The sequence below is a fragment of the Bradyrhizobium algeriense genome, from assembly GCF_036924595.1.
Lineage (GTDB): Bacteria > Pseudomonadota > Alphaproteobacteria > Rhizobiales > Xanthobacteraceae > Bradyrhizobium > Bradyrhizobium algeriense.
The window spans coordinates 5,590,676-5,609,845 of sequence record NZ_JAZHRV010000001.1 but is presented as its reverse complement, the minus strand read 5'-3'; the positions used below and the strand labels follow the sequence as shown (position 1 = coordinate 5,609,845).

The 19,170-nt window shown below is 62.2% G+C and carries 17 protein-coding genes and 1 tRNA gene; 11 read left to right on the top strand and 7 right to left on the bottom strand.

Features of this window, described 5'->3' with window-relative positions; genetic code table 11:
• The first annotated feature begins 27 nt into the window (after positions 1-27).
• Entirely contained in the window at positions 28-240 is a 213-nt protein-coding gene (locus tag V1286_RS27070) for a hypothetical protein (protein WP_334484774.1), read from the top strand.
• A gap of 309 nt (positions 241-549) precedes the next feature.
• Positions 550-1,596 (top strand): Rv1681 family radical SAM protein, encoded by a 1,047-nt coding sequence (locus V1286_RS27065; RefSeq protein WP_334484772.1) that lies wholly within the window; start codon positions 550-552, stop codon positions 1,594-1,596.
• Positions 1,597-1,643: 47 nt separating this feature from the next.
• Here the strand turns inward: V1286_RS27065 and V1286_RS27060 are convergent, their stop codons facing one another.
• Positions 1,644-2,489 carry a phosphate/phosphite/phosphonate ABC transporter substrate-binding protein gene (locus V1286_RS27060; RefSeq protein WP_334484770.1) on the bottom strand — a complete coding sequence of 282 codons (846 nt, stop codon included), beginning with the start codon at positions 2,487-2,489 and terminating at the stop codon, positions 1,644-1,646.
• A gap of 123 nt (positions 2,490-2,612) precedes the next feature.
• Positions 2,613-3,758, bottom strand: a complete 1,146-nt coding sequence (locus tag V1286_RS27055) for an acyl-CoA dehydrogenase family protein (protein ID WP_334484768.1) — start codon at positions 3,756-3,758, stop codon at positions 2,613-2,615.
• Positions 3,759-4,075: 317 nt separating this feature from the next.
• Between V1286_RS27055 and V1286_RS27050 the strand changes: the two genes are divergently transcribed.
• Genes V1286_RS27050 through V1286_RS27030 form a run of 5 tightly spaced genes read left to right on the top strand, consistent with a single transcriptional unit; the run spans position 4,076 to position 8,802 of the window.
• Positions 4,076-4,885, top strand: a complete 810-nt coding sequence (locus V1286_RS27050) for a nucleoside phosphorylase (protein WP_334489933.1) — start codon at positions 4,076-4,078, stop codon at positions 4,883-4,885.
• Complete coding sequence (locus tag V1286_RS27045; RefSeq protein ID WP_334484766.1) at positions 4,882-5,586, top strand: TIGR04282 family arsenosugar biosynthesis glycosyltransferase; 705 nt, start codon at positions 4,882-4,884, stop codon at positions 5,584-5,586. Before V1286_RS27050 ends, V1286_RS27045 begins: the two co-directional genes overlap by 4 nt.
• Positions 5,583-6,956 carry an MptA/MptB family glycosyltransferase gene (locus tag V1286_RS27040; RefSeq protein ID WP_334484764.1) on the top strand — a complete coding sequence of 458 codons (1,374 nt, stop codon included), beginning with the start codon at positions 5,583-5,585 and terminating at the stop codon, positions 6,954-6,956. Before V1286_RS27045 ends, V1286_RS27040 begins: the two co-directional genes overlap by 4 nt.
• Positions 6,953-8,032 carry a radical SAM protein gene (locus tag V1286_RS27035; protein WP_334484762.1) on the top strand — a complete coding sequence of 360 codons (1,080 nt, stop codon included), beginning with the start codon at positions 6,953-6,955 and terminating at the stop codon, positions 8,030-8,032. The genes V1286_RS27040 and V1286_RS27035 overlap by 4 nt, the downstream gene beginning before the upstream one ends.
• Positions 8,029-8,802, top strand: a complete 774-nt coding sequence (locus V1286_RS27030) for a glycosyltransferase family 2 protein (protein WP_334484760.1) — start codon at positions 8,029-8,031, stop codon at positions 8,800-8,802. The genes V1286_RS27035 and V1286_RS27030 overlap by 4 nt, the downstream gene beginning before the upstream one ends.
• 1 nt (position 8,803) lies before the next feature.
• On the opposite strand, the gene V1286_RS27025 is transcribed toward V1286_RS27030, so the two are convergent.
• From V1286_RS27025 to V1286_RS27015, 3 genes are all read right to left on the bottom strand, one after another.
• Positions 8,804-9,550 carry a class I SAM-dependent methyltransferase gene (locus V1286_RS27025; RefSeq protein ID WP_334484758.1) on the bottom strand — a complete coding sequence of 249 codons (747 nt, stop codon included), beginning with the start codon at positions 9,548-9,550 and terminating at the stop codon, positions 8,804-8,806.
• Positions 9,551-9,579: 29 nt separating this feature from the next.
• Positions 9,580-10,242: a DoxX family protein gene (locus V1286_RS27020; protein ID WP_334484756.1), complete on the bottom strand. Its 663-nt coding sequence runs from the start codon at positions 10,240-10,242 to the stop codon at positions 9,580-9,582.
• A 779-nt stretch (positions 10,243-11,021) separates the two neighbouring features.
• Positions 11,022-11,097 (bottom strand) — tRNA-Ile (locus V1286_RS27015).
• A gap of 167 nt (positions 11,098-11,264) precedes the next feature.
• Between V1286_RS27015 and V1286_RS27010 the strand changes: the two genes are divergently transcribed.
• A complete protein-coding gene (locus V1286_RS27010; protein ID WP_334484754.1) occupies positions 11,265-12,230 on the top strand; it encodes a TAXI family TRAP transporter solute-binding subunit in 966 nt (321 codons plus the stop codon).
• 79 nt (positions 12,231-12,309) lie between these two features.
• Here the strand turns inward: V1286_RS27010 and V1286_RS27005 are convergent, their stop codons facing one another.
• The gene (locus V1286_RS27005; RefSeq protein ID WP_334484752.1) at positions 12,310-13,521 is read right to left on the bottom strand and encodes an ABC transporter substrate-binding protein; all 1,212 of its coding nucleotides are present in this window, start codon (positions 13,519-13,521) and stop codon (positions 12,310-12,312) included.
• Between the two features lie 184 nt (positions 13,522-13,705).
• On the opposite strand from V1286_RS27005, the gene V1286_RS27000 reads away from it, so the two are divergent.
• Genes V1286_RS27000 through V1286_RS26990 form a run of 3 tightly spaced genes read left to right on the top strand, consistent with a single transcriptional unit; the run spans position 13,706 to position 17,964 of the window.
• On the top strand, positions 13,706-14,818 hold the full coding sequence (locus tag V1286_RS27000) for a molybdopterin-binding protein (RefSeq protein ID WP_334484750.1): 1,113 nt from the start codon (positions 13,706-13,708) through the stop codon (positions 14,816-14,818).
• A gap of 1 nt (position 14,819) precedes the next feature.
• Complete coding sequence (locus V1286_RS26995; protein WP_417021187.1) at positions 14,820-16,781, top strand: molybdopterin biosynthesis protein; 1,962 nt, start codon at positions 14,820-14,822, stop codon at positions 16,779-16,781.
• Between the two features lie 52 nt (positions 16,782-16,833).
• A complete protein-coding gene (locus V1286_RS26990; RefSeq protein WP_334484746.1) occupies positions 16,834-17,964 on the top strand; it encodes an FAD-dependent monooxygenase in 1,131 nt (376 codons plus the stop codon).
• 86 nt (positions 17,965-18,050) lie between these two features.
• Here V1286_RS26990 and V1286_RS26985 read toward each other — a convergent pair whose 3' ends face one another.
• A complete protein-coding gene (locus V1286_RS26985; RefSeq protein ID WP_334484744.1) occupies positions 18,051-19,112 on the bottom strand; it encodes a hypothetical protein in 1,062 nt (353 codons plus the stop codon).
• Positions 19,113-19,170: the final 58 nt, after the last annotated feature.

Genomic DNA, 19,170 nt, shown 5'->3' with positions numbered 1-19,170 from the left:
CGGGAAACCAGGCAAAATCAGCGGTTCTTGATCGAGATCATGCACGTTTGGACAGGTTTTGCCTGCAATCGCGCCGAAGAGCCTGCTGTGGGTGGGGCCATGGACTTTAACGAATTGCGCGACGATGCAATCATGCTGCTGATTTGCCCGACGTGTCAAAATGCTTTCGCAGGATTCGCTCTAGGCATCCATGCCCGCGACCACCTGCTACTTTGCATGGGGTTGTTTTCGATATTTTAGTTGGGAGCGCAGCGCGGTCCGCCCTTCGCCGCTCCAGTCCGTCTTCGCTTTCGCTTTGCTCAAGCTACACCGGACACCACGCTTCACCCTTCGGCCCCGCGTGGCTGCGCCACGCGTAGCCCGAAGGGCGAAGCGTGGTGGGCCCGGCAGGACTCGAACCTGCAACCAGACCGTTATGAGCGGGAAGATATCGCACGCGATCGTTGATTTTCCTGCATTTTCGGCGGAGATTGATCCTGTTCATTGCGTTTTGGTCAGATCGTTTCTGGTGCGAAACTGGTGCGGTCCGCGCGGAACGTCTCTAGGACCATGGGTTTCTTCATGAGAGCGAACGCAAACGTTGAGCTCGACGCCGGCACCAAGACGTTTGCCTCGGGCCTCTTGCCGGATTTGATAGCTGCGCTCCGCCGAAGCCGTAAAGGCGATCTGGTGGCCGTGATCAGCGGCGATCCAAGCATCGGCCCCGAGCTCGAGGCATGGTGTCGTTTCACCCATAACAGTTTGGTCGACACAGCAGTCGAAAAAGGTCGCACCCGTTGGGTGCTCCGGTACGGAGAGGCTCCCGAGAATGTCGGAGAAGATCGGCGTGTCGGCTCTCGTCTGTGGCTTTATACCAACTTCGACTGCAACCTGAGCTGCGACTATTGTTGCGTACGCTCGTCACCCAAAGCCCCGCGGCGGGCTCTCGGTATCGAGCGGGTGCGACAGATCGCTACCGAGGCAGCGGAACTCGGCGTAGGTGAAATCTTTGTGACCGGCGGCGAGCCATTCATGCTGCTGAATATTGGCGAGATCCTTGCCGCGTGCGCTGCGGCGGCGCCGACGACAGTTCTCACCAACGGCATGCTGTTTGCCGGAAGTCGGCTCGCAACGCTGCGCTCGCTGCCGCGCGAGCGCGTAACCTTCCAGATTAGCCTCGATAGTCCCACGCCGGAGCGCCACGACAGCCATCGTGGGAAGGGGACATGGGCACGCGCCTGGAAGGGAATCGAACGGGCCCGCGCTGAGGGATTCCGGGTGCGTTTGGCGGCTACAGTGTCGACTGACGCGGAGGCCGATGAATTCCGCAGCTTCCTTGACGCTCATGATATCAGCGAGGAGAACCGGGTGATCAGGCGGATTGCGCTGCGAGGCTCCGCCACGCATGGCATCGCTTTGGCAAGGGCGGATCTGGTTCCCGAGATAACGATTACGGCGGAGGGCGTGTTTTGGCACCCGGTTGGAGCCGAGGATGACGACCTGCTGGTCAGCCGTGAAATCTTTCCGCTCGCCGAATCGTTCGCAGCCGTGCGCCGCGCCTTCGATCGCGAATCCGAGCATCAGCGCAGGTTGGCGATGATTTTCAATTGCGCCTGACAAAGGCGCGGCGCGCTCAACGCCGGATCGGGGCTTGGCCTCGGCTGCTAGGCCAAAGGCCGCGTTAGGAAACCCTGCTGCGTCGACGCTTCCCGTAACTGCGCATACGCATCAAGCTGCGGTGCTATCCATTGGCGCAACCCTTCCGCTTCGAGCACAGGACGATGGGCCGGGTTATCGTAGCTCATCCCAAATAATGCTTTGGCAAACTGCTGCTCCAACGCGGGGTCCAGATCGGACCGAGCAGTGAACATGCAGTGGTTATAGGGCTGCGAGGTCCAGATCTCGGTCAGCGCACCTTGCGGCACCAGACGCTCGGTACGCACCGCGTTCCAGAATGGGCTGCCGATTGCGCCGGCATCGGCACGGCCGTCGAGAACCGCGCGAACGACTTCGGACTCGCTTGTACCCGTGTCACCGTGCTTGCCAAGGTCGGTGTTGAAGCGCAGCGTTTGGTAGTCCCTCCCCTCAACCAGTCCCTCGCGGTGCAGAAAATAAACCGGGAGGATTGCCGCATGGCCGCTGTCGCGGCTGCCGAGAGCGAGGGTGCGGCTCTTAAGATCGGCAAGCGTGGCGACCGGCCCCCCGGTTACCGCAACGATCTTGGTCATCCAGCCCACATCCGTATCGCGCATCGCGATCGGTCGGCAGCGATGGTCGCTCCAGGCATCGGCCTGGATATAGGCGAGGTTCGTATTCCATCCGATGTCGATGCGCGGCAGCCGTTCGCTCGGCGAGGCCAGGAGGGCAGCGACCTGCGCCTCGTAACTTTGAAACAGTACCACCTCAACGGCGAGGCCCGCTTCCTCGTGAAAGTAGCGTCGCATGCCCTCCCAGATACCAACCACCTTCGGGTCATATGCGACGGCGCCTACCCAGATCGTCCGGCTCATGATTGCATCTCGCTTCCCGAGCTCAATATTTCAAATGCGATCACTATAGTTTGCCAGTGGTCCTTTGATCCTAACGCTCGCAAACGTGGTTCCGAATGGAATGCGAATGTTAGGATCGGACCACTAGAACAGCGGTATTCCCAAAACGGCTTTGCCGATGAACTCGCGCAGCACATCGCCCGTCGGCGCCATGACGGCGCCTGCATGTGCGTCGCGGAACAATCGCTCGATGGCCAGATGCTTGGAAAACGCAGCGCCTCCGCACGCCCGCATCGCCGCCGACGTGACGGCGATGGCAACATCACCCGCCGCCGCCTTGCTCTCCAGCACGCGCAGCATAGTGGTGTCTCGGGGGCGCTCAAGATGATCAACGAGATCGTCGATGCGCGCTGCAAGCCCATCGGTGTCGATCTGCATCGTTGCAAGCTGTGCGCGAAGCGTCGGCAGGCTCTCGCCGAGCGTCTGGCCCAAATGCTCGAAGCGAGCGCCGTTGAGATGTGCTGCCGTCCCCGACACCGCAGCCCGGCAAAGACCAAGCGCGACCGCCGATGTTCCGAGGTTGAATAGCGGAAGCACGACCTCCAGCATCGCCTTGAACCCGGCGCCGTCGTCCGTGAGTTGGAGATCGGCTTCAATCTTGCAATCATCTAGCATCATCGGCGCGGAAGCGTTGGCGCGCATCCCGAGACCATCCCACGGGCCGGCGACCGACAGTCCGGCCGTGTCACTGGCGACAAGATAAATGGTCGAATCCGTTGGGCTCTTGCCTTCAGGCGCGAGCGCCGAGACGACGTAGCTTTGTGCGTGACCGGCGCTCGTCACCCATGATTTCTTGGCCGTGAGGTGCACGTTGGCGGCGTTGCGCTTCGCTCGCGAAACGGGCGCCCAGAAGTGGCTACGCGATCCGGCTTCGCTGAATGCCAGGGTAGTTAGGTGTTTTCCGGCTGAAATATCCTTTAGCGTCTGCGCAACCGTGGCACCCGGACGGGCCGCCGCAATCGTTGCGGTAGCGCTCATGTGCATCAAATAAACCATCGCGGCGGACGCGTCCGCTTCTGCGAGCGCCGCAACGACGGCAGCGAACGTCCGCGGTCCCAGGGCCGAGCCGCCGACCTCGGCGGGAAGCATGACCCCCAGCAATCCGGCCGAACCGAGCGCCGCGATTGCCTCGGACGAAAATCGAGCTTCCTTGTCGTTTTGCCTGGCCGCCGGTGCGAGAATGCGATCGGCGATTTCTTTGGCATTCGAAACTGCGGTCTCGTGATTCATGGCGACCCTCGACGCTTAGGTGTTGCGTACCAAAGTTCGAAAATATCGCATCCGCTACCTTTGCGACCAATGCTACGCCACGCGCACCATCGGATCAACACGACTGGCTTAGGGCATGGCAAGCCCTTGCCATGCCGGCAGCGAGTACGGGCCACGGTTACTACGTTCTTCAGGGCCATCTTGTTACACCACCTGAAATCTTTTTTTTGACGTCGCCGAAACCTTGGCGGCGCTTGCCCGCTGTTGCGGAGAGCTTGCCCGTTGTCGGAGAGAACGCTACCAATGACCGGCAACCGGGTGACGAGGCTTGTCTGGTGATGGCAGTCAATGAGGGCGGGGTCCCGCCCATCCTCGCGCAAAAGCACTATGCGCAGCCGTCCGCCTTCACGCCGGAAAATCTGCTGCGCGAAGCGCGCAGGCAAAAGCGGATTACGGACGCCGGCATCCCGAACATCTGCATCCTCGATCCGGACGGCGACATCGTGCGCAGCCTGCTCGCCCGTGGCGAGGCCCGGCTTGAAGCGGGATGGGCCTGCTATCACACGCAGCTCTACAGCTTCAGTCGCGACGGGATTGAGTTCGGAATTGTCGGCTGCGCCGTCGGCGCCTCGTACGCGGTGCTGATCGCCGAGGAATTGTTCGCATCAGGCTGCAAGCTCCTGATCAGCGTCACGTCCTCGGGGCAGATCGTGCCGATGCGCCCGCCGCCTTATTTCATCATCATCGAACGCGCGCTGCGCGACGAAGGCACCAGCTATCACTACATGGCGCCGTCCGACTATTCGGATGCGGATGCCGGATTGATCGCGGCGCTCAACGGCGCATTCGGTGGATTTCCCGTGCCGGTGCTCACAGGCGCGACCTGGACAACCGACGCGCCGTTCCGCGAGACCCAGCCGGCGATCGACGCCATGGTCAAAAGGAATCTGATGGCAGTCGAAATGGAAGCAGCCGCGCTCTATGCGTTCGCACAAATCAGGCAAAAGCCCGTGCTGTGCTTTGCACATGTGACAAATCAAATGGGGCGCGTCGACGGGGATTTTGAAAAGGGCGAAGCAGACGGCAGCCATGACGCGCTGCAGTTGATCGCGATCGCCGCTGATCGCCTGCGGTCACGGCTGCCATGAGCGTCGCGGCGATCGGGATTGTATGCAAGGCGCCGCTGCCCGGCCGCTCAAAGACGCGACTTGCGACGGTCATTGGCGACGTTGCCGCTTCCGAGCTGTCCGCCTGCTTTCTGCGCGACGTGGCCGCGGCAATCGAGGCGGTCCCTGAGGCACTCGGCAGGCGCGGCTACGGCGTCTACGCGCCGGCGGGCACCGAAGACGTCATGCGGCAACTGCTTCCGGCAGGGTTCGGACTGTTGCTACAGGCTGGCGACGATTTGGGGCATGTGTTGTTGGGCGCGACGCGCGCGTTCCTGGACGCCGGACACGACTGTGTCCTGCTCGTCAATGGCGACAGCCCGACGCTGCCAATCCATTTGCTGGTACAGGCTATTGAAGCCATGCGCGAGTCCGGAGATCGGATGGTGCTTGGGCCAGCAAGCGACGGTGGCTACTATCTCATCGGCTTGAAGCATCCGCACAAGCACCTGTTTACGCAGATCGCATGGGGAACTGAAACCGTAGCTCGCAGGACGCGCGAGCGCGCTGCCGAAATCGGGCTTGCTACGATCCTGCTACCGGAATGGTACGATGTCGACGATATCGAAACCTTGCGCTGGCTGCAGGACGAGCTGGCCGGGCATTCGATCCGCTTTCGCGGCGGCGGATTTGCCGCGGCGAGCCGGGCCTTTTTGAAGGACGCGCCGCAGGTAAGCCAATGAAGCCCTTGCCAGGAGTGATCGCCGGTCAATTCGGTCGACTGGTGCGTTCCGACCACAAGATATCCCCACTTTGCCTGTTGGCCGGCATCGGAGTTGTCTTGTGCGGTCTTACCCTGGTGACTCCTTATGCCTTCGAGGCTGCCGGCGACAATGCCTTCATTGCGCTGAGCATCCTTGCAGGTCTGCTGACGATCGTAGCGACAAGTCTGGCGGAACGTTCGCCAACTGGTCGCGCACTATGGCTTATCGTTGGACTTGGGATCGTGCTGAGAGGTTATGTGCTGCTGTTCGATCCACTTCTGTCCAGTGACGTCTATCGCTACGTCTGGGATGGCAGGGTTCAGGCCGCCGGCATCAATCCTTATCGCTTCATGCCAGCCGATGAGTCGCTGGCGTTTCTGCGCGACGGGATGGTCTTTCCTCACATCAACCGCGCCGATACGGCCGTAACCATCTATCCTGCCGTGGCGCAATTCTTCTTCCTCATTGTCACGCGGATCGGCGAGAGCGCGACGACGATGCGTCTCGCGCTGCTGGGGTGCGAGTCCGTCACGGTCATACTGATCGTGGTCCTGTTGCGGCGTATGGACCGCCCGGTGACGCGCGTAGTTGCCTATCTCTGGCATCCGCTGCCTGTGTGGGAGATTGCCAACAACGGCCATGTCGACGCGCTGATGGTTGCACTGATGCTGCTCGGTCTGTGGATTGCCCTGACCGGCCGTGCGCTCCGCGGAGCCGTGGTGATCACTCTTTCAGTGCTGGTCAAGCCCTATGCGGCGCCGGTGCTGGCCGGGATCTGGCGCCCGTGGGACGTCAAGATGCCGCTCGTCGTGATCGCTACCGTCGCGCTTTGTTATCTTCCCTATCTGTCGGTCGGCTCGGGAGTTCTCGGATTCCTCACCAAAGGCTATCTGGCAGAACAGGGCATCAGTGGCGGCAACGATCTCTGGCTGTTGTCACTTTGGCGCCTTGTGTTTGGCTATCATGAAGGTGATGTTGCCGCCTACGTCGCACTGGCCGCGCTGGTTCTTTGGTTCACAGGGCTCTCCGTGGCCCGCAGCGCTCATCACAGCATCGCATCCCGTCTTGCCGACATCAACATGCTGTTACTTCTCACGCTCCTGTTGTTGTCGCCCAACTATCCCTGGCATTTTCTAGTTATAATGCCGTTTGTCGCCCTGTGTGGATCCGCGCCTACGTGGGCCGTTTCGATCGGAGCGCTGTTGCTGTCCGAACAGCTCGACTGGGATTTCTACATTCCGCGAATTGTGAGCAAATCAATTCTGTTCGGAGGTCTTTTCCTGGCTTGCGCCTTTACGGCGTGGAGAGCCCGCATGCAGCGAACTGCAGTTTCGGGGGCATCGCAATGAACGTTTTCGGCGAAGTGCAGGGCACTCGCGCGGCGTTCGATCCGCGCCGCTATCACGAGACGGTCACGGGCGAGCGCACCGAGGTCGCCCAGCGTCCGCCGGTCTGCGCTTATCTGGAAGTGACCAACCGCTGCAATCTGCTGTGCACCACCTGTCCTCGCACCTACGAGGAGCTCGAGCCGCCAGCAGACATGAGCTGGGGTTTGTTCACGTCGATCGTCGACCAGCTTCCCGATCTGGCGCGCGTGGTTCTGCACGGCGTTGGCGAGCCGATGCTGGTCCAGAACCTGCCGCGAATGGTCAAATACCTGAAAGAGCGCGGCGTTTACGTCCTGTTCAACACCAATGGAACGGTCCTCAGTGAGCGCAACGGCCGTGCGCTGATCGACGCCGGGCTTGATGAGCTGCGTGTATCGCTCGACGCGTCAAATCGCGAGAGCTTCAAGGCGATTCGTGGCAGGGACTATTTCGGTCGGATCGTCCGCAATGTTCGTGCATTTCGCGAGCTACAGGAGCGGGAGGGGTACGCAAGGCCGCAAGTTTCCGTTTGGCTCACCGGTCTGAAAGAGACTGTCGAGCAACTGCCTGCATTTGTGAAAGTTGCGGCGGAGATCGGTGTCAAAGAGGTTTATCTGCAACGGCTCGTGTTCTTCACTGAATCCGCCATTGGCATGGCGCAACCGGATCAGGCCCTGTTCGAGCGCCTGACGCAGGCAGAAGCGGCCTACTTGAAAGAGGCGGAGGATCTGGCGCATTCCCTCGGCGTGACCTTCAGCGCGTCGGGCGCGGCGAGCGAGCCGGGACTAAGCCTGAAGGGCAGTGGTGATGGTTCGCCGTGGTCGCTCTGCCGACGGCCGTGGTCGTTGATGTATTTCACGGCCAATGGCCGCGCCTTGCCATGCTGCATCGCGCCATTTTCGCAACATGGCTACGAGAACTACACGCTTGGCCATGCAGGTCAGCAGTCCTTACACGACATCTGGAACGGGTCCGCGTATCGGGAGTTTCGTGCGGCCCTTCTATCGGACAAGCCGCCTAAGAGCTGCGCCAATTGCGGCCTGCGCTGGAGCCTATGAACGAGGTGACCCACGGGATCGGCGGGAAGCGGCCCGTGTTTTGCCAACCGCCGGTCGTTTCGGCGATCATTCCATGCCTCGACGAGGAAACGGCAATCGGCCAGGTCGTAGCTGCAGCGCTGGCACAGAACGTGAGTGAGGTCGTCGTTGTCGATGGCGGTTCGCGGGACCGCACGGCCGAGCGGGCACGGGCCGCCGGAGCTCGCGTGATTGTCGAGCCGCGACAGGGCTACGGTCGCGCCATCCAGGCAGGCATCGCCGCTGCGCGCGGTGACGCCGACATTCTGGTCTTTCTCGACGGCGACGGCAGTGATCCTGCAGAGCGCATCTCTGATCTGGTATCGCCGATCGTAACTGGGCAGGCCGTCTTCGTTGTCGGCTCGCGCGTTCGCGGTTCACGCGAATCCGGCAGCCTGTCGCCGCAGCAGCTCCTCGCGGCCCATGTCGCCAGGCTGCTCCTGCGCCTCGTCTATGGCGCAGGCTTCACCGACCTGTCGCCGTTTCGCGCCATCCGGCGGGATGAGCTCAGACATCTCGGTATGAAGGAGGAGACATATGGCTGGAACCTGGAAATGCTGATGCGGGTTGCAGCCGCCCGCTTGCCGGCACTCGAGATCGCCGTGGGGCAGCGGCGCCGGATCGGTGGGGTATCGAAGGTCTCCGGCAATCTCATTGCCGGCATCAAGGCGGCTTGGTCGATTTCGACGACATTTGTTCGCCTCGCGATTGAGCTGCGACACCAAAGGGGTCCGGGAGAGAGGCGCGGCTAGATCAGCGAGTGCCGGCACCCCGACAAGCAACGATGTCCCGGGGGGCTTTTCGATCCCCTGGCTCCGGTGGCGAAAACACCGCCAGGTATCCGCCGTCGCCTGCGAGCTGATGTGTGGCGACCTCGCGATAGCCAATGGCGGTCAGTTCGCAACGCAACAGCTCGATTGGCGTGCCATGCTCCGACGTCGGACGCTCGAGGTCGACAATTCCGACCCGCGCGCCCGACCTCAAGGCGGGCGTCAGATTGTAGAGGAAGGCGTAGGGCTGAGCTATTTCGTGATACATGTGCACGAGGATGGCAGCGTCGAGCGAGGAGCCGGGAAGGCGCGGGTCGTGTGGTTTGCCCAGCGCGAACGTGACATTTGTCAGCCTCAGGCGTTGCGTTCGCCTGGCAAGCGCGATGAGATAACTCCGCGTGACGTCCTGGGCGATGACGGCGCCGGTGGGACCGACGAGACCGGAGAGGCGCACCGTGTGGTAGCCGCTGCCGGCACCAATGTCGGCGACGGTCATGCCTGGCTTGAGTTCAAGAAGGCGGGCGATCTCACCGGCCTCATTCAGGGAATCGCGGTGCTGCTCGGAGGCACGGCCTGGGCTGACGATCTGCGCAACCGGGCGCTGAGGCGCGGGAAACTCCTTTGCAGGGACACCCGGCGGAGCAAGATAGCCAATGTCAGCGGCGTGTCCGCAACTTGCGCCTAGGCCTAGGCCCACAAGAAGCGTCACCGCGCGGGCCAGTGCTATCATGCTCGTCTCCCCACGTAGAACGACAACGACTAACCGGCGATGTTGAAGAACCAGCCAATAGGTCCCTTCCCATCGCGCACGGCCGGGATTTTGCGGCGCAACCAGGCATCAAGGCCGAGACTGCGGCCGGCGCCCTCGACCACAAACAGGAACATCAGCATGGCCAGGAACATGTACGACCACGGCCACTCGGCCGGATCGCCCGGCCGATAAATGCCGAGCCAGAGTTGCAGCGTATAGGCGAGGGCCAGCACGCTCACGAACCGTACCGCAAGCCCGAGGATCATCGACGCGGCAAACACGAGCTCGGCAAGAAAAACAATCGGCCCAAAGAAATTCATGTTGGGCAGCACGATATCCTTCACGAACGTGCCGTGGAACTCGAACGCTGCGCGGGTCGTTTCCTGTTCGGTCCAGTATTGCAGGCCGCCGGACGCGGGTAGCGGGAGTTTCCACAACATGCCCTCGAACCACATGCAGCCGATCAGGACCCGGGCCAGCCAGATTCCAAGATGTCGCCCGCTACGTTGCGCCGAATCCTCCCGCCAATTCTGGAAGGCCACTGCAATGCCGGCGAGCAGCAGTGCCCAGAACAGCGCCAGGATCAGAAAGCGCCAGTTTCCGAGCTGAAGATAGTCGCCGGTAGTCGCGGTCAGGAACTGCCAGACATCGGTAAATGGATTCTTGGGCATAGGCGCGTGCTCCAATGAATTGAATAGCTGCTCTGCCTATCGGCCAGTTGGCGCGCCGCAGCGCGGGCGATCGAGGACACATACCAGGTTACTACGCAGTAGAACGCGTGGTTATTACGCAGAAGGCCCGTCAAAAAACTTAGATAGCGCCCGTATCTCGCCCGGGAAGGCTTCCTGGTCTTCCCCGCGTAAGAGACCGCGTTGTGCGATGGTTGCGAAACCAGCCTCAGCAAACCACTGATTTGATTGGTGGACCCGGCAGGACTCGAACCTGCAACCAGGCCGTTATGTCCATCGGGATGTGCTTCTCATACCCGCTGACCATCGCCGTCGGGAGCGCCTCATTCATCAGCCGCAGGGTAGCCTGCAAACGGTCTATCGGAATAGCCGGCATATCGGCCGTCAAGCAAGCACCTGCGGTTTGGCAACCCGCAGGCGATCATTCGCTATAGCGAGCCGGTACAACTTCAATGTCGGAATTTTGGCCTGTAATCGCGCCGAGGCAACGCCATGGGCGGTTCTGCAAATTGCGCGATGATGGAATAGTGCCGGTGATTTGCCCGACGTGTCAAAATGTTTTCGAGGGATCGCTCAAACCATGCAGCGACCACCGGCTACTTTGCATGGGGTTGTTTTCGATATTTTTGGTCGGGAGCGCGGCCCGCCCTTCGCCGCTCCAGTCCGTCTTCGCTTTCGCTTTGCTCAAGCTACGCCGGACACCACGCTTCGCCCCTTCGGCCCCGCTTGGCTGCGCCACGCGTAGCCCGAAGGGCGAAGCGTGGTGGGCCCGGCAGGACTCGAACCTGCAACCAGACCGTTATGAGCGGCCGGCTCTAACCATTGAGCTACAGGCCCCGCCGCGAACGGCCGCGGGGGCGGCCGGCAACGGTGCCGCCATCGTTTACAGGCATGACAGCGATACGGCAATGCCGGGTTGGCAGCCAAGAACAGGCTTTCATCGGGCCCCGCGCTTGCCTACAACCTCCGTTGCATCATTCGTCACCGAACGCTTGAGGCTAGAAATGAAACTCGCTGGGATCGTCTGGGCCGGCCTGCTCCTGTTCGCCGGCGCCGCTGCGGCGCAGGAGGGAGGTAGGGCCATTACCAAGACCACAATCAGCCTGGGGACCGCGACGCCGGGCGGCGGCTTCCCGGTTTATGGCAATGCATTCGCGGAAATCCTGAATGCAGCCGATCCTACGTTGTCGATCGAGCCGCGCAACACCAAGGGTTCCTACGAGAATATTCCAATGCTGGAATCCGACCAGCTCGACATCGCGCTGGTGGCCGGCGAGCCGTCCTACGAAGCCTTCATGGGCATCGGGCGGGCGGCAACAAAGCTGAAAATCCTGACCGCGATGTATTCCAGCCCCGGCATGTTCGTGGTGCGGGCGGACAGTCCCTACAAGACGATCAGGGATCTGGTCGGCCAGCCGGTTGCCTTCGGCGCCAAGGGCTCCGGCCTGCCGATCCTGTCGCGCTACATGCTCGACGGTATTGGGCTGAAGCAGGACGAGGATTTCAAATCGATCTATCTCGACCGCGCCGGCGACGGCCCCGCCATGGTGCAGGACGGTCGCGCCGCTGCGCTGTGGGGCGCGGGCATCGGCTGGCCGGGCTTTGCCGCGATGGCGCAAGCGCCCGGCGGCGCACGGTTCATCGCGCCCGACGCTTCCGAAATCGCGCGCATCCGCGCCAAGCATACGTTCCTGAAACCGCTGACGGTGCCGGCCGACAGCTATCCGAACCAGCCAACTGCGATCGATTCCGTCGGCTCATGGAGTTTTGTGCTCGCGCGCGAAAGCCTGCCTGACGACATCGCCTACCGGCTGGCGCGCACGCTGCACAGGGCTGAGGCTGCGCTCTGCAAGAAGCTGCCGCAGGCCTGCGAGACCACGGCCGCGAACACGGTCGCGGCCGCGCCGAATGCGGCGCTGATCCACCCCGGCGTGATGAAATATTTCCGCGAGGTGGGCGTGGTGAAATAGGGCGAATAGCGAATGGCGAGTAGCGAATGGAAGAACTCGCTGCCGACCATTCGCCACTCACTACTCGCCATTCGCTCGATTACTTCTTCGCCATCGCGCACGCCGGATCGGGCGGACCGAACGCTTCATCGCCGGGAATCTTGGTGAGGATCTGATAGTAGTCCCACGGATATTTCGATTCCTCCGGCTTCTTGACCTGCACCAGCCACAGGTCATGCACCATCAGATTGTCCTCGCGCAGTTTGCCGTTGCGGGAGAAGAAATCCTCGACCGGCTTTTCGCGCATCTTCGCCGCCACTTTCAGCGGCTCGTCGGTGCCGGCCTCCTTGATGGCGTTGAGATAGTGCATAACCGAGGAATAGACGCCGGCCTGCCACATCGTCGGCATCCGGTTCATCTTGGCGAAATAGCGTTTTGACCATTCACGCGTCTTGTCGTCCATGTCCCAGTAGAACGAGGTCGTCAGCAACAGGCCCTGGGCTGCCGGCAATCCCAGCGAATGGATGTCGGTGATCAGCGCGAGCAATGCCGCCATCTGCTGGCCGCCCTTCAATACACCGAACTCGGCGGCGGTCTTGATTTCGTTCATGTTGTTCGGCGGACCGGCGGCGATGCCGATGATCTTGGCTTTTGAGGCCTGCGCCTGCAGCACGAAGGACGACAGGTCGGGCGTTGCGAGTGGCGGGCGCACGGAACCCAGCACCTTGCCGCCATTGGCGGTGACGACGCTGGAAGCGTCGCGTTCCAGCGAGTGGCCGAACGCATAGTCGTCGGTGATGAAGAACCAGCTATCGCCGCCGCGCTTCACCACCGCCTGCGCGGTGCCTGCGGCGAGCGAACGGGTGTCGATCACCCACTGCATCGCGTAGGGCGTACAGAATTTGCCGTGGAAATCCGCGGCCAGGGTCGAATGCGTGATGAACAGCTTCTTCTTGTCATTGGCAATGTTCTGCACCGCAAGGCCGACCGCGGAGACCGGAACATCGACGATCAGGTCGACCTGATCGACGTCATACCAGCGCCGCGCAATCGCGCCGCCGATATCCGGCTTGAGCTGGTGGTCGCCGACGATGACGCTGATCGGCTTGCCCAGCACCTTGCCGCCGAAATCGTCGATCGCCATTTGCGCTGATGTGACCGAGCCCTGGCCGGTCGGCGTCGCCGCCGGCCCGTTCATGTCGGTGAGGACGCCGATCTTGACCACATCGTCTGAAACTTGCGCGAGCGCGGCGGTCGACGCCAGCACCGCGGCCGCAAGTATTCCCAGCCTGGATAGGTTCCTGGCGAACATCCTGTCTTCTCCTCCCTGGAATCGGCGCATTGGCCGCTGGTTTTGGCAGGCGGTTTGATCCGCCAATTGGTCTCATTTGCAACTATTTTCGGGCGGCGTCAACGTGGTTCCGTGGAGGGGTCCCGACGATAGGACTGCCCCCGGTTCTGTTTATTTCCGGCCCGATTCAGGGCATAGCCGGACCATGACCTCGCCCCAGCGCCTGCCGAACTCACTTACGCCGCTCGATACGGCGCTCGACGCGCTGCTGCAGGGCGTGGAACCGGTCGCGCCGGTGGAATTATCGCTCAAGGAAGCACTGCGCTGCATTGCCGCCGAAATGCCGCCGCTCGAGGCCCGTCCGTCACGCGACATCGCCGCCGTCGACGGTTACACCTTCCGCGCGCGCGATCTCGTCGGCGCATCCTCCTATTCGCCGTTGCCGTTATCGGCGCCGCCGGTTTGGGTCGAGGCCGGCGAGGCCATCCCGGAGGCCTGCGACTGCGTGCTCGATTCCGATTCCGTCGATTTGTCCGGGCCGATGCCGCAGGTGCTGGCGGAGGCGATTCCGGGGCAGGGCGTGCGCCGGGCCGGCGGCGATGTTGCGGCCGGCAGTCTCGTCGTGGAGGCCGGGCGGCGCGTGCTGCCGCGCGATCTCCTGCTGGCACGCGCTGCCGGAATAGAGCGATTGAACGTCCGCCGTCCGCGCCTGCGCATCGTCAATGTCCCCGGTGGCGGCGTGGCGGCGAATCTGATCGCAGAGAGCGCGCAAGCGACAGGTGCCGAAACCGTCTCCTTCACCGCTGCGGGCCGCGATGCCGGATCGATTGCGGCAGTACTCGATGACGGCGCGTGCGATCTGCTCCTGATCGTCGGCGGCTCCGGCGTCGGCCGCACCGATGCGGCGGTGACCGCATTGGCCGCGCGTGGCAAAATTCTTAGCCATGGCATTGCCCTGCAACCCGGCCGCACCTCGGCCGTCGGGCGCCTCGGCAAGACGCCCGTCGTGGTGCTGCCGGGCGCACCGGATCAGGCCCTCGCGGCATGGTGGACGCTGGCGCTTCCCGTGCTCGATCGCCTCGCGGGCCGGCGCCAGCGCAAAACAGTCAATTTGCCGCTGTCGCGCAAGATTGCATCCAGCGTCGGCATCGCCGAGATCGTGTTGCTGGAGCGGAAGCAGAATATGTGGGCCACGCTGGCGGTGGGCGAATTGTCGCTCGACGCGATCGCGCGTGCCGAAGCCTGGCTCGTGCTATCAGGCGGCTCGGAAGGCTTTGCGGCAGGCAGCCCGGTCGATGCCTATATGTTGCGGGAGTGATATGAGTTCGGGAATGACCAATACGCCTTCGCCAAGAGACCGCGACAATAGCGAGCAGGACCAGTTCCTGACGATCCTGTCGCGCGAGGATGCGCTGGCGCGTTTCGAGGCCGCCTTGTTCCCGCGTGCGGTGCCGGCAGAGAAGCGCCCGCTCGCCGACGCGCTCGGCTGTGCGCTTGCCGAGGATGTCGTGGCGCCGATCGACGTGCCGCCGTTCGACCGCTCCAATGTCGATGGTTTTGCGGTGCGTTCGGCCGATCTTGCTTCCGCCGGTGAGGCTTTACCGGTGCGCGTGATGCTGAACGACGAGGTGATCGCCTGCGGTACCGCGCCGACGCGGCCGGTATTGTCGGGGACGGCCACGCCGATCGCGACCGGCGGTCCGGTGCCGCGCGGGGCAGACGCCGTCGTGATGGTGGAGCATACGCAGCCATCCGGACCTCGCGCGATCGAAATCCGCCGCGCCGCTTCCCCGGGGCAATTCGTGTCCCATGCCGGTTCCGATATCGCCCGTGGCGAGGCGCTGCTGCGTGCCGGCACCATCGTCGGCTCGCGCGAGATCGGCATGCTGGCCGCCTGCGGCATCGCGGACGTCACCGTCGCGCGGCCTCCGCGCGTCGCCGTCATCTCCACCGGCGACGAACTCATGCAGCCCGGCCCGCCGTTGCGCCCGGCCGCGATCTACGACACCAACGGCGCCATCGTCACCGCGGCGATCTCCGAGAACGGCGGCGAGGCGGTGTTTCTGGGCGCGATTCCCGACGACGAGGAAGCACTCGAATCTGCCATGCGCCGGGCGCTCGAGACCAGCGACATGCTGGTGCTGTCGGGCGGCACGTCGAAGGGCGAGGGCGACGTGTCCCACCGCATCATCGGCCGGCTCGGCAAGCCCGGCATCATCGCGCATGGCGTTGCGCTGAAGCCCGGCAAGCCGCTGTGCCTTGCGGTATGCGACGGCAAGCCCGTGATCATCCTGCCGGGATTTCCGACCTCGGCCATGTTCACCTTCCACGACATGATCGTGCCGGTGCTGCGGCGGATGGCCGGCCTGCCGCCGCGTTCGGACGCCAAGGTGGCCGCACGCGTGCCGGTGCGGATCGCCTCCGAACTCGGCCGCACCGAATTCGTCATGGTGTCGCTGGTCGAAGGGGCGGACGGGTTGATCGCGTACCCGACAGGCAAAGGCTCCGGCGCCATCACATCATTCGCGCAGGCCGACGGCTTTCTGCGCATCGATGCGCTGGCCGACCAGATGCCCGCGGGCGTCGAGGCCGAGGTGACGCTGTTCACGCCGCATGTGCGGGTGCCAGATTTGGTCATCGTCGGCAGCCATTGCACCGGGCTCGATCTCGTCACCGCGCCGCTGGCGCATGCGGGACTTGTCGTGCGCTCGATCGCCGTCGGCAGTCTCGGGGGGCTCTCCGCCGCCAAGCGCGGCGAATGCGATTTTGCGCCGATCCATTTGTTCGACGAGAAGACCGAGACCTACAACACGCCCTATCTCAGCGACGGGCTCGAACTGGTGCCGGGATGGCGACGCATGCAGGGCATCGTATTCCGCAAGGTCGACCGGCGCTTCGAAGGGCTGTCGGCCGAAGACGCAGTTCGCGCCGCACTCGCCGATCCCGCCTGCATCATGGTCAATCGCAACCAGGGCGCGGGCACGCGCATCCTGATCGACCGGTTGCTCGGCGGCGCGCGCCCGGACGGTTACTGGAATCAGCCGCGCTCGCACAATGCGGTGGCGGCCGCGGTCGCGCAGCATCGCGCCGACTGGGGCATGACCATTGCGCCGGTCGCGCATGCGTCAAACCTGGGTTTCATTCCCTTTGCCGAAGAGCATTATGATTTTGCGCTGGTGAAGGCGCGCAAGCAACGGCCGGCGGTGCAGGCTTTTCTCGACGCACTGACATCGGACGAGGGGCGCGCGGCGCTGGAGCAGGCGGGTTTTCGGCCGGCCTGACGCGCGACATGTAAGAAGCCGTCAATAGAAACGGCTCGGGCAGGGACTGGGAATGGCAAGACCGCTATCGATTGCGATCATCGGCGCCGGCATGGGTGGTCTCGCGACCGCGGCTGCGCTGCGGCGGGTCGGCATCGAAATCACCGTTTACGAACAGGCGACGCAATTCGCGCGGCTGGGCGCCGGCATCCAGATCGGCTGCAATGCCATGAAGGTGCTGCGCGGGTTGGGGCTGGAGGCACGACTGCGCGGCCAGTCGTTCTATCCGCGCTCCTGGAACAACCGCGATTGGCGCACCGGCGAAGTCAAATTCGATATGATCTTCGGCGAGAGCGCCGAACAGAAGTTTGGTGCGCCCTATCTGCTGGCGCATCGCGGCGATCTTCATGCGGCGCTCGCCAGCGCCGTTCCAGATCAATGCGTCAAGCTCAATCACAAACTGGTCGGGCTGGAGGAAAGCGGCGAGGGTGTCCGGCTCGCCTTTGCCAACGGCGCGACCGCAGTTGCCGACGCAGTGATCGGCGCCGACGGCGTTCACTCGGTCGTGCGAGATATTTTGTTCGGCATCTCGCCGGTGAATTTCACCGGGCGGATCGCCTACCGCACCACCTATCCCGCCGCGCTGCTCGGCGGCAAAAAGATCGACGATTGCACCAAATGGTGGGGTGAGGACCGCCACATCGTCATCTATTACGTCAAGCCGGACCGCAGCGAGATCTACCTCGTTACCAGCCAGCCGGAGCCGGATTTCCGGATCGAGTCGTGGTCGGCGAAGGGCGACGTCAGGGAATTGCGCAAGGCGTTTGCTGGCTTCGACCGCCAGGTCGAGCAGGTGCTGGCCGCGTGCCCCGACGTACACAAATGGGCGATTGTCGATCGTAACTCGCTGGAGCGCTGGACGGATCGAAACGTGACGCTGCTTGGCGATGCCTGCCATCCGATGACGCCCTACATGGCGCAGGGTGCGGCGATGGCGATCGAGGACGCCGCGGTGCTGTCGCGCTGTCTCGACGGCGTTGAGCCGGATGGAATTGCAAATGCGTTTCGCCGCTTCGAGGCGACGCGCAAGGCGCGGACGGCGCGCATCCAGGAGACTTCGCGCGCCAATATCTGGCTCAGCGGAAAGACCGATACCGACTGGGTCTATGGCTACGACGCCTGGACCGTGCCGCTGGTCGCGTAGCCACTCCGCACCGCGGCTTCGCAGGCAGATTCTCATCTCTAAGAGGATGTGGCGCGCGCTCAAATATGGAGTGCTTTATTCCCAAGCTAAAGCGGCAATGTAAGCCCTTTGCTTATTGCAGAAATACCCTGACTCTCAGGCGGACAACTTGGCCTCGGTGGTTCTGGAAAAACCATCTCTCCGGGGTGCTCGCGACTCGGATATTTGAACAGTTTTGGGAGAAAATCGGAGGGTGGCACATATCGCTTCGCATCTTCCCCCCGGAGAACATTTAAAAGCAGACCGCCTCGTCCGAGAAACAGGATTCGATCGTCAGCTCTGAAGAAGCCGTCAATTCGCAGATGCGAATTTGATGTTCGAAGAAGCTGAAAAATGGGAACACGGTTTTCATCGACTACTTCGATAGCCCGCGTGCTGGCGTTTACATCCCAGTTAGGGGCAAGTTTTTTGAACGTCATTCCCTTCAAAGAAAAAGCAACATATTTCTGGTAAGGGGCAAAAAGATTAATGTCGGCCCATATCGCACCGTCTTTCATATACAGCGAAACTAGTGGAATCGGTTCCGCGCCTGCGCGTTGAGCGGACAGAAAGGGCGTCGGGTTTCCGCTATTGATCGACTCCAGGAGCTCTTTTATCGGCCTGAAGTTCATGCAACCTATCGAAAAAGTGACGGGCGTATCAGCGTCCTCGGAGAAACGATTTTGTTGAGGTCCGCTCGACGCTCCGTAAAAGTTGTTTATGATGCTCGCGACTTGGCCACCGGCGACTGGGCCCGTTACCACGTTGTCGTTACCCGTTACTCGTTGGTTAGTAGAAGTTGGCTTGGTCTTGCCCGCTGGCTTGGTTTCTTCAATGTTAGCTTGAGCTACCTTTTCCCTTGTCCGAAGCTCAGATAGAGCCCAGACGAGTCCGGCTGCGGCAATGCCAGCACAAATGAACGCAACGGTCATTCTGATCGTGAGAGATTGATCCTCTGAGTTGATGCCCCACACGGTGCCCATGCTCCCAAACGAAACTGCTCCAAGCCAGAACAAAATTCTTGCGACACGGTGGTTTGTTGGGACTAGCGCCATAACGGCTGCCCCTAGACCAATAGTGATGCCAGAAAATCCAAAAATGCCAGCGACGGTAAAATCAACAAGCTGCATATCTAGCTCTGTCTGAAACGTTACTCTATTCTTGGTAGCATTTCTATCCGACGTAACG

Excerpts from the sequence above, each read along its gene's own strand:
- V1286_RS27035 (WP_334484762.1), top strand. The coding sequence starts at position 6,953 with ATGAACGTTTTCGGCGAAGTGCAGGGCACTCGCGCGGCGTTCGATCCG.
- V1286_RS27010 (WP_334484754.1), top strand. The coding sequence starts at position 11,265 with ATGAAACTCGCTGGGATCGTCTGGGCCGGCCTGCTCCTGTTCGCCGGC.
- V1286_RS27040 (WP_334484764.1), top strand. The coding sequence starts at position 5,583 with ATGAAGCCCTTGCCAGGAGTGATCGCCGGTCAATTCGGTCGACTGGTG.
- V1286_RS27050 (WP_334489933.1), top strand. The coding sequence starts at position 4,076 with ATGGCAGTCAATGAGGGCGGGGTCCCGCCCATCCTCGCGCAAAAGCAC.
- V1286_RS27020 (WP_334484756.1), bottom strand. The coding sequence starts at position 10,242 with ATGCCCAAGAATCCATTTACCGATGTCTGGCAGTTCCTGACCGCGACT.
- V1286_RS27030 (WP_334484760.1), top strand. The coding sequence starts at position 8,029 with ATGAACGAGGTGACCCACGGGATCGGCGGGAAGCGGCCCGTGTTTTGC.
- V1286_RS26990 (WP_334484746.1), top strand. The coding sequence starts at position 16,834 with ATGGCAAGACCGCTATCGATTGCGATCATCGGCGCCGGCATGGGTGGT.
- V1286_RS27065 (WP_334484772.1), top strand. The coding sequence starts at position 550 with ATGGGTTTCTTCATGAGAGCGAACGCAAACGTTGAGCTCGACGCCGGC.
- V1286_RS26985 (WP_334484744.1), bottom strand. The coding sequence starts at position 19,112 with ATGCAGCTTGTTGATTTTACCGTCGCTGGCATTTTTGGATTTTCTGGC.
- V1286_RS27005 (WP_334484752.1), bottom strand. The coding sequence starts at position 13,521 with ATGTTCGCCAGGAACCTATCCAGGCTGGGAATACTTGCGGCCGCGGTG.
- V1286_RS26995 (WP_417021187.1), top strand. The coding sequence starts at position 14,820 with ATGAGTTCGGGAATGACCAATACGCCTTCGCCAAGAGACCGCGACAAT.
- V1286_RS27045 (WP_334484766.1), top strand. The coding sequence starts at position 4,882 with ATGAGCGTCGCGGCGATCGGGATTGTATGCAAGGCGCCGCTGCCCGGC.
- V1286_RS27000 (WP_334484750.1), top strand. The coding sequence starts at position 13,706 with ATGACCTCGCCCCAGCGCCTGCCGAACTCACTTACGCCGCTCGATACG.
- V1286_RS27060 (WP_334484770.1), bottom strand. The coding sequence starts at position 2,489 with ATGAGCCGGACGATCTGGGTAGGCGCCGTCGCATATGACCCGAAGGTG.
- V1286_RS27055 (WP_334484768.1), bottom strand. The coding sequence starts at position 3,758 with ATGAATCACGAGACCGCAGTTTCGAATGCCAAAGAAATCGCCGATCGC.
- V1286_RS27025 (WP_334484758.1), bottom strand. The coding sequence starts at position 9,550 with ATGATAGCACTGGCCCGCGCGGTGACGCTTCTTGTGGGCCTAGGCCTA.